Source organism: Sedimentibacter sp. (assembly GCF_033447055.1).
Taxonomy (GTDB): domain Bacteria; phylum Bacillota; class Clostridia; order Tissierellales; family Sedimentibacteraceae; genus Sedimentibacter.
Window position 1 is genome coordinate 1 of the sequence record NZ_JAWQJF010000147.1, and the last position, 8,973, is coordinate 8,973.

Below are 8,973 nucleotides of genomic sequence, written 5' to 3' on the forward strand. Positions count from 1 at the left end.
AAAAAAAGATACTTTTTATGGAAGTGGAGTAATGCCTTGTATTGCTGTTTTTACAGCACATCAATCTCATCCAAAAGATAAGATATGTAAGTTCATAGACTTTAGAAATGATGGATATGAGGTAAATGCACATATCGGATTATTAGAAACAGAATCAGCTAAAGATAAGAAACAACATTTATTAGATGTTTGGTTTGACAGGATAGAAACAGAAACAAAATTTTGCGTAAAAACCACTATTGAACCAACGGATGAATGGCTACACAGTTTTTATTATTTCAATGATGATATTCCAGAAGATACTGATTTTGAAAAAACCATAGGAGATTATCTATCCTTTGAATTTTCAATGATAATGCAGAACAGGGAATATCTGTTTACTGATTCAAAAAAATATACTGAAACACCTAACATAGTATATTTAGATGAACTGGCAGGTGAAGATAATAATGTTAAATACTAGGGAATGGAAAGAATTCTTTTTAACAGATATATTTCTTCAAATACAAAGAGGAAAGAGATTAACAAAATCAAAACAAATAAATGGAACTATTCCTTATGTTTCATCAACATCATTTAATAACGGAGTAGATAATTTCATATCTAATAAAAAGAATGTAAGAAAATTTTCAGATTGTTTAAGTATTGCTAATAGTGGGAGTGTCGGTTCAAGTTTTTATCAACCATTTGAATTTATTGCAAGTGACCACATTACACATTTAAAGAATGATAAAATGAATAAGTACATTTATCTATTCATTGCTACAATGACGAACAGATTCTCTGAAAAATACAATTTTAATAGGGAAATCAATGATAATAGGATTTCAAGAGAAACCATAATGTTACCTATCGATAAAAACAACAAACCAGATTGGCAGTTCATGGAAGATTATATGATTGAACTTGAAGAAAGTAAAAGAGCTGATTATTTAACGTTTGTAGAGAATAAATTGAAAAACCTAAAATTTAAGGAAATTGAAAACCTTGAAATTAAGGAATGGAAGGAATTTAGTATCAGCGAACTATTTACTGTTAAAATAGGAACATCTATTGATGGTAATAAAATAGATAAAAACTCTGGTGAAACACCATACATAACAAGGAAAGAAACTAATAATGGTTTAGATGGATTTATTGAAGATGAAGAAATTAAAATGACAAAAAACTACCCAGTTATTACAATAGGGAATGAAACAGCTCAGCCATTTGTACAGCAATACCCATTTTACACAGGAACTAAAGTAAATGTATTAAAACCTATTAAGGATTTATCAGAAAACATTTTATTTTTTATTTCAACTTGCCTTAGACAGCAGAAATCAAAATACAGTTATTCATTTACAATTAATTCAACAAGACTTAAAAAGCAAACCATATTATTACCTATAAATCATAAAGATGAACCAGACTATGAATACATGGAACAATACATAAAAAACCTCATGTTTAAAAAGTATAATCAATATCTGAATTATAATAAGTAAAAAAGAAGAAGCTCCTCGATTAATTTCAAAGAGCTTCTTTTAATATTTAAGCCACTAATTTTTGTTCATATTCCTTAACTAGTGAATAGAAGGTTGTCTTTTTTAGTTCTAACAGTTTCATTGCTTCTACACCTTTTATGATTCCAGACTTCCATTTTTTATAAACATCTTCAAAATTTGAAGGATACTCAGCTTTTGGTCTGCCTAAAGGAATACCGTTCTGTTTACAAAGGGCTATACCTTCCGCTTGTCTACGTTTTATCTTTAGACGTTCTTGCTCAGCAACATAGCTTAAAAGGGATAGGAATTGGTCTTCCATGAGTTTACCCATATCTCCCATAGATTTAAATTTTCTACTATCAAATAAAGTTTCATTTTCTAGAATTACAATATCTGCTCTAATTTCCCTCGTAATGTTTTTCCACTCTGCAATAATACCATCATAAGTCCTTCCAAGTCTGTCTAATGCATCTATGTAGATTAAATCTCCCTCCCTCAACATGCTTTTCATCAGCTTGTATTGTTCTCTTTCAAATGTAGCACCAGAGATTTTATCAGTAAAAATATATCTTTCTTCAATATTTAATTTCTTGAATTTTTCTAGTTGTCTCCCTAAATTTTGTTCCTTAGTGCTTACTCTTGCATATCCCATTGTAATCATAAAATCCGCTCCTTTTCAACCTTTTGAGCAATTATAACGCTCAGTTCAGAAAAGTCAAGAGCAAAATGTGAACGTTCACAAATTATTTTATATATTTTATGAACGCAGTTTTAACCTTTTTTAAACCTTTAAAAAGTAGTCCAGAAAGTATACTTTTATGAACGGTTTTAAATTGTATTTCACTTCTGAATTTGGTATAATATAGAAAAAATATTTTTTGGGGGTTAATAATATGCACAAAAGAGAATTTGATAGTATTGAGGAAAGATTAGACTTTATTGAGTTTCGACAGGAATTAAACTTTTATAATTTAGATTTAGATAGAATCATTTTTGAATATGGTCTAACTAAAAATGAATTCACTAGAGTAATGAATTTAATGGACAACTATAGGGAAAAAATTTCAAATAATGAAGATGTTAATAATCATACATTTGAAGTAGAAATGTACGAAATTGTCGATAGTGAACATGAAGGTGATTATCATATGTGTGAAGCTATAGTTAAAGGTTTCTATAATGAAGGAAGATGGGAAGAAGTATTTACCGCTTTATATGGCGATTTTCCTAAATATAGTAATTAATTTAAGTAGAGCTGATTAAGCTCAATTTTTCATTTTCATTGAAATATGTTCATTTTTATTACTGCTCAACATAGTATCAAGAGGATTTAATTTCCCATATATTATAGCTTAAATGAATACTTTTGAACGGATTTTATGATGAACAGTTTTAAATAATTTGAACAGAATTTGAACTAAAAATAAAATTGTAGACTTATTACTATAAATAATTAACAATTTATTTAGGAAAAGGCTTGTTCAATTTATGGAAATATTGTAAACTATTAAAGTATGACAAAAAAACAATTACAAAGGAGGATAAATCATGAAAACAAGAAATATTACAAGATTTCTAAAAATTATTGATTACACAACCGATTATGAATCATTTGATACTAGATTAAGATTTGAAGGTATAGATAATCAATATATTCCATTTTTATGGGACTTGTATATGTTAATAAGATTTACAGACTTTACACCAGAACATGTAAAAGAAGTATTTAACTCAGATATTACTTACCAAGATGTAGCTGACAAATTCGGACTAAGTTTAGGTTCAGTAAAAGCAGAAGTTCATAATTTCAGTAAAAAATTGGATAAAGTATTCCAAGGAGATATTTTAGGACAAATAATAGATAAAGAATCTATAGACCAAGAATATTTTAAAAAGTTAGAATTATTAGTAGTAGATTCACTTAAAAGAAGAATACCCAATTCGAAAGATATTCTTGAAAAATCATTTTCAATAAATTTACTAAATGTACCATACAAGAAGGAAGAATTACCTGAAATCGGTATGGAAGAATTTAAAAATATTAAAAATATTGTTATGACATTTAGTATTCCATTACAAGAATATTCCTATAATAAAATGAACGTTTCACATAAACAATATATCTCATATTTACTAAATACTAATGATACAGACTTAGGAGAATTAGACAGAAAAAGAAAAAAGGAAATTCTTAATTATTGTCAAATAAGATAGAAATATTACAAAGATAGAGCCTCCTCGTTTTTAAAGGTGGCTCTATCTTTATGTTTACTTCCTTTTCAATGTCATATGTTCCTTTTTATTTTTGTTCAATATAGTTTCAAGAGGGTTATACTTGCTATAATTTTGCTGTAGCTGTTTTATTGATAGATTTACATATTTTCGTGTAGTTTCTAATTTACTGTGTCCCATTAACTGTTGTAGAGCAAATAAATTGCCTCCGTTTTCAACATACATAGTTGCATATGTCCTTCTAAAAGCATGAATTGAAGTGACATCTACTCCTCGCTGTTTCTTTATGTAATATATCAATGCCTGTTGGCATGAGTTTCTTTTGAGAGGTTGTCCATTTATATTAACAAATAAATAATCTTCTGGCTCTCCTTTTCTATAAGTTAAATATTCTTTTAGTATATTACTTAATTGTGGTGTAATCGGGATTATCTGTTCCTTTTTATTTTTTGTTTCTGTTAATTTGACTAAGTTGTTTTCAAAATCAATATCTTTGATTTTTATATTTACAACGGAATTCAATCTGTTCCCTGTTGCAAGGAAGTAATTACACAATACCCAGTTCCTATATTCCGCAAATGTACATTTTTTAATTTCTGGTTTCTCTAGAATTTTCTCTAAATTCTCCAAACTGTAAGATGGTTTTATTATATCCACTTCTTTTACATGCATAGTTTTAAATTCCTTGCAATAATTTCTTTCCATGCACCAATGCAGAAAGGGTTTAAAATTGGTCATTTTGCTGTTAATAGTAGTGTTTCTATTACCTCTATCCATTAACCATAAAATATAACCATTAACCAATTTTTCATTTAATTCGCATGTTTTAGTTGTTTCAGTATTGTAAAACTTATTGAAATCCTTGAATACAGAATTTTTAGTTATAATACTAAACTGACTTAATCCTCTTACCTTTAGTTCTTCCTTATAACCTTCCCATGCTTCTAAAATTTTTACATCTTTTTTAATCGTTTTTTGCATAGATATTCTACTCATTTTCTAAAATAAAGTCTCCTTTTTTGGTATTCCTACTTTATTCTAAACTCTAAAATGCCCTAATGCCTTCATTTCAATATTTCCGCTATTTTTCAACGCTTGCATAAAAAAAAGAAAAAGCGTATGATTAAAATAAAGGGGGACGTTATATTTAAAAGATTGACGCTTTTTCTTTTTTTATATTATTATCGAAAATTATTTTATTATTCATTTGTTTTTATTTTTTTTATTTTGGCAGTCTGATTTCTGCTTTGAATAAATCTCCGTCGATACTCAATTTCAATATTCCGTTTTGTATTTCCATCAGACTTTTAGCTATAGCCAACCCTAAGCCACTTCCTTCTGAACTTCTTGATTCATCTCCACGTTTGAACCTTTCCATAAGCTCATCTACAGGAATGTTAAGTTCGTATGCAGAAACATTTTTAAAGCATGCATACACTTCTTTTTCTGTTTCATTAATATCTATATAAACTCTCGATTCTTTCTGTGCATATTTTAAAATATTTGAAATCAAGTTTTCCATTACTCTTGAAAAAAGCCTACCGTCTGCTATCGCATATATTTTATCTTTTTGTGCTGTTACCTTAAATATTAATTTTGATTCTACTATTTTCTCGTCAAGCTCCCCTAAAATTTGTGAAACGAGTGCGTTGACATGGACTTTCTCAAAATTTGGTTGAATGCTTCCGCTTGTTGCTTTTGCAGCTTCAAACAAATCTTCAGTGAGTGTTTTAAGTCTGCTGGATTTTCTGTCCAATACATCCAAATACTTAGGTGCGTTTGGAGAATGAAGTCCTTCTCTTTTCAGCAAATCCACATATGATATTATTGAGGTAAGCGGTGTTTTAATGTCATGAGATACGTTTGTTATGATTTCTGATTTTAATTTTTCACTTTTAACTTCATTTTGCACTGCAATTTTTAATCCGCTTGTTATGGTGTTAATGTCTTCGGAAAGTTGTTTGAATTCACCGTTTCCATTTAATTGTATTTTAAAGTCATAATCACCTTTTTTTGCTGATTGAAGTCCTTCTTGTATTGTTTTAAAAGATTTTACTTTTAAGTAAACATAATAAACTGCAAGAATAGCCAACGGTATTATTAAAACTGGATTTTTAGCACAATACACGGATGTTGCAATCAGAACTATTATGCCTAATGCGGATTTGAACATGAGAGGACCGCCTTCTGCAATTTTAATTATTGTATTTGCAGTGTTTGACAATATTATATAAATGAGTGAATGTTTTATTAATGTTCCATTTTTAATATGTCTTGTAAGTGACAAGAAAATTAATAAAAATATTGAAAACAATGATGCAGCTGAAGAAATCATCGCAAGTTTCATTAAACTTTCACTTGTGTATCTTATATTCAATACATTGTAAAATTCAACTATTACTAAAGCAACTATTCCTATTATTAGAGTTAAGCTTATATCTGAATACACTTTATCATAGCGCCCCATGTGCAACTCTTCATCGCCTGTTATTCTTCCTGTTACATACACAAGATATATAAAACATGCAGCTATTATTAATATGCAAAACCCTATTACGATTAAATTAGTAATTAAAATATGCCTGTCGAAAATCCACCTGTCTACTCTGGTTGCGAGTCCCTCACCAGTTATTGCTGCATATATTGCAGTTGTGTTGTTTCCGTCTTCTATTGCTTCAAATGTATCAATTAATGATGCCGAGTAACTGCTGTATCCATTTTCAGGTTCCACTATTATTCCGTTTTCATCTATGAGAATGTATGCATTTCTAATGGAATAATAGTTGATATCTTCGTTGTCAGTGTTTGTGCAGACATTGTACCCATCAGTTGCATAATAAATCAAACCTTCCGGATTATTAAGATCATTGATTATCTGTTCATAATTTGACAAGTGCGATTTTTTGATAGTTTCTTTTATTTCTTCTATTTCCTGACTTTTCTCATTCAAAAAAAGTTTTTTTGATTCTGAGTTGTCTTCATATCCTTTTTCAACAAGATAATTGTTGTATAAATTAGTAAGCTGCCAACTGTCTTCAATATCAATGTTTTTAACGGTCTTTCCTTCTCTTATATATTCTTCGCTTTTGTAAACCCTTAAAATATGTTCCAAACGGTTTGCAGCATACCTGAGTTCATTACTTAATGTATTGCTTTTCATGTAGCTTTTTTCAGTTATACTTTCATAATTCTGCACATTTAAAAATATATTTAAAGCTGAAGATACTCCGATTAAAAGGCATACAATCAACAATAAAAAGGCTGATATTTTTGTGATTGTTTTTCTGCTATATATCTTCCACTTTGTAACCAACACCCCACACCACCTTCAGGTATTTTGGATTTTTCGGATCTATTTCAATTTTTTCTCTTATTCTTCTTATATGTACTGCAACTGTGTTTTCAGGATTGAAAGAGGGTTCATTCCACACGCCTTCATAAATATCATCAATTGAATACACTCTGCCTTTATTCTTTGTAAGAAATAAAAGTATTTTATATTCAACGGGAGTCAATTTGACAATTTCTCCATCCACAGTTATTTCTTTTCTTTCATCATCTATAAACAAATTTCCTGTTTTGTAATAATCTTTTTTGTCCTGTTCTAAAGCTCCTCCCAAAGTCGTGTACCGCCTGAGCTGAGATTTAACTCTTGCAATAAGTTCTAATGGGTTGAAAGGCTTTGTAATATAATCATCTGCTCCCATGTTGAGTCCGAAAACTATGTCTGATTCTTCTGATTTCGCTGTAACCATTATAACCGGTATATTTTTTATTTCCCTTATTTTTGTAGTAGCTTTAATGCCATCCATTACAGGCATCATTATATCCATTATTACTAAATGCACGTCATTTTTTTCTACAGTTTCTACAGCTTCAAGACCTGAATAGCATTTTAATATATTATATCCCTCATTTTTTAAATAAACTTCTATAGCTTCTACAATTTCTATATCATCATCGCACACTAAAATATTCATATTGTCCTCCTGTATTTATTTGAAGTTTTGAAGACCGTTTCTTATGGAATCAACTACTTGTTCTTCTAAATCGATTTTGTAATTCCTTGAAACTGTCTTTTCTGGTTTTGATGTATCGTAATCTTGTCCATTCCAAAGAACTGCAAGTTTTATTCTGTCATAGTTAACAATGATATTAAACATATTTTCATGCCAGAGGCTCTTGTTTCCTCCTGCTTCAGCACAGCTGAATTCAGTGATCATCATAGGATGCTTGAACCTTGCTACATAATCATAATAGAAATGGTCGTATGCCTCTGAGAAACTTCTCCATTTTTCACCCCTGTAGTAATTTCCCGTGTTGTATGCTGTAAGTCCCACAACATCCACATATTCATTTCCCGGGTAATAGCACATATAATTGTTGTATGAAAAATCCGGGAATGACAGTTCATTTGGATTCCAAACATATATTAAATTATCAACGCCTTGTTCTTTAAATTTGTCATATATGTACCTCCAGCTCGCAATAAATAAATCTGTATCTCTTCCTACCTTGTGAGATGAATACAAAACCCATTCTCCGTTCATTTCATTGTTTAATCTGAACAGTACAGGACAATCAAATTCATTGAAATTCCGTGCCAAATCGTCTAAATAATCATCATATTTACCTTCTAATATTTCTAATGTTATATCTTTTTCTTTTCCATTTACAATATCTGTGGCATACAACGTGTATTCAACTACTTTCCCGAGTTCTTTTGCCTTGTTCATGTAATCAGTTTTGTATGGCAATGAAAAATTATTGTACATTAAAATCACAGGAAAATTATAATTCATTTTTTGTTCTAATTGTATGAGTTTGTATGAATAAGGAGGAAATGTTGGTTCAAATATACCAAAATCCACTTTTTCATTGTTTACAAAATATTTATCGTAGAATTCCTGTGTTTTTATATCAAAGTTCTTCTGTACAGGTGCAAATACAGCGTCAGCTTTCATTGTTCCTGACTTTTCTGTTAACTTAAAGCTTGGCATTATGTATTCAATGTATATTGGCTGAGATGATTTGATAAATACTGTTATTAATTCTTTTGACGATCTTTGAAAAGTAATGGTTGCATAATAATTGCGGTCTGTCTTATCAATTGAAAGTTTTTTTCTTTCATACAAAACAATGTGCCCGTTAAGTCCGTTGAATTTATAATCGTATTCATGCGTAATTTTAAATTCTGGATTTCTCAATATTCCTCTGTTTCCATAATTTAAATATGTTGAACTTGAATTTAATG

Annotated in this window: 8 protein-coding genes and 1 pseudogene; 4 read left to right on the forward strand and 5 right to left on the reverse strand. The window is 29.5% G+C overall.

Annotated features, from left to right (window positions below; all coding sequences use genetic code 11):
- A pseudogene (locus SA378_RS10155) lies at window positions 1-463 on the forward strand (SAM-dependent DNA methyltransferase); the annotation flags it as partial.
- Window positions 450-1,487: a restriction endonuclease subunit S gene (locus SA378_RS10160; RefSeq protein ID WP_318525875.1), complete on the forward strand. Its 1,038-nt coding sequence runs from the start codon at window positions 450-452 to the stop codon at window positions 1,485-1,487. The pseudogene SA378_RS10155 and the gene SA378_RS10160, both read left to right, overlap by 14 nt.
- A gap of 46 nt (window positions 1,488-1,533) precedes the next feature.
- Here the strand turns inward: SA378_RS10160 and SA378_RS10165 are convergent, their stop codons facing one another.
- A complete protein-coding gene (locus SA378_RS10165; protein WP_318525876.1) occupies window positions 1,534-2,148 on the reverse strand; it encodes a recombinase family protein in 615 nt (204 codons plus the stop codon).
- 232 nt (window positions 2,149-2,380) lie between these two features.
- Here SA378_RS10165 and SA378_RS10170 point away from each other — a divergent pair, with 232 nt between their 5' ends.
- Together SA378_RS10170 and SA378_RS10175 are read left to right on the forward strand one after the other, a co-directional pair.
- Window positions 2,381-2,731, forward strand: a complete 351-nt coding sequence (locus tag SA378_RS10170) for a DUF1878 domain-containing protein (protein WP_318525877.1) — start codon at window positions 2,381-2,383, stop codon at window positions 2,729-2,731.
- Window positions 2,732-3,035: 304 nt separating this feature from the next.
- A complete protein-coding gene (locus SA378_RS10175) occupies window positions 3,036-3,701 on the forward strand; it encodes a hypothetical protein (RefSeq protein WP_318525878.1) in 666 nt (221 codons plus the stop codon).
- Between the two features lie 54 nt (window positions 3,702-3,755).
- On the opposite strand, the gene SA378_RS10180 is transcribed toward SA378_RS10175, so the two are convergent.
- The 4 genes from SA378_RS10180 to SA378_RS10195 form a co-directional block, all read right to left on the reverse strand.
- On the reverse strand, window positions 3,756-4,715 hold the full coding sequence (locus tag SA378_RS10180) for a tyrosine-type recombinase/integrase (protein WP_318525879.1): 960 nt from the start codon (window positions 4,713-4,715) through the stop codon (window positions 3,756-3,758).
- Window positions 4,716-4,941: 226 nt separating this feature from the next.
- Window positions 4,942-7,035 carry a HAMP domain-containing sensor histidine kinase gene (locus tag SA378_RS10185; RefSeq protein ID WP_318525880.1) on the reverse strand — a complete coding sequence of 698 codons (2,094 nt, stop codon included), beginning with the start codon at window positions 7,033-7,035 and terminating at the stop codon, window positions 4,942-4,944.
- A complete protein-coding gene (locus tag SA378_RS10190; RefSeq protein WP_318525881.1) occupies window positions 7,007-7,699 on the reverse strand; it encodes a response regulator transcription factor in 693 nt (230 codons plus the stop codon). Before SA378_RS10190 ends, SA378_RS10185 begins: the two co-directional genes overlap by 29 nt.
- Before the next feature lie 15 nt (window positions 7,700-7,714).
- On the reverse strand, window positions 7,715-8,973 hold a 1,259-nt coding region (locus tag SA378_RS10195), incomplete at its 5' end, for a glycoside hydrolase family 26 protein (protein ID WP_318525882.1).

Coding starts and splice junctions, on each gene's coding strand:
- SA378_RS10160 (WP_318525875.1), top strand. CDS start 450: ATGTTAAATACTAGGGAATGGAAAGAATTCTTTTTAACAGATATATTT.
- SA378_RS10170 (WP_318525877.1), top strand. CDS start 2,381: ATGCACAAAAGAGAATTTGATAGTATTGAGGAAAGATTAGACTTTATT.
- SA378_RS10190 (WP_318525881.1), bottom strand. CDS start 7,699: ATGAATATTTTAGTGTGCGATGATGATATAGAAATTGTAGAAGCTATA.
- SA378_RS10180 (WP_318525879.1), bottom strand. CDS start 4,715: ATGAGTAGAATATCTATGCAAAAAACGATTAAAAAAGATGTAAAAATT.
- SA378_RS10175 (WP_318525878.1), top strand. CDS start 3,036: ATGAAAACAAGAAATATTACAAGATTTCTAAAAATTATTGATTACACA.
- SA378_RS10165 (WP_318525876.1), bottom strand. CDS start 2,148: ATGATTACAATGGGATATGCAAGAGTAAGCACTAAGGAACAAAATTTA.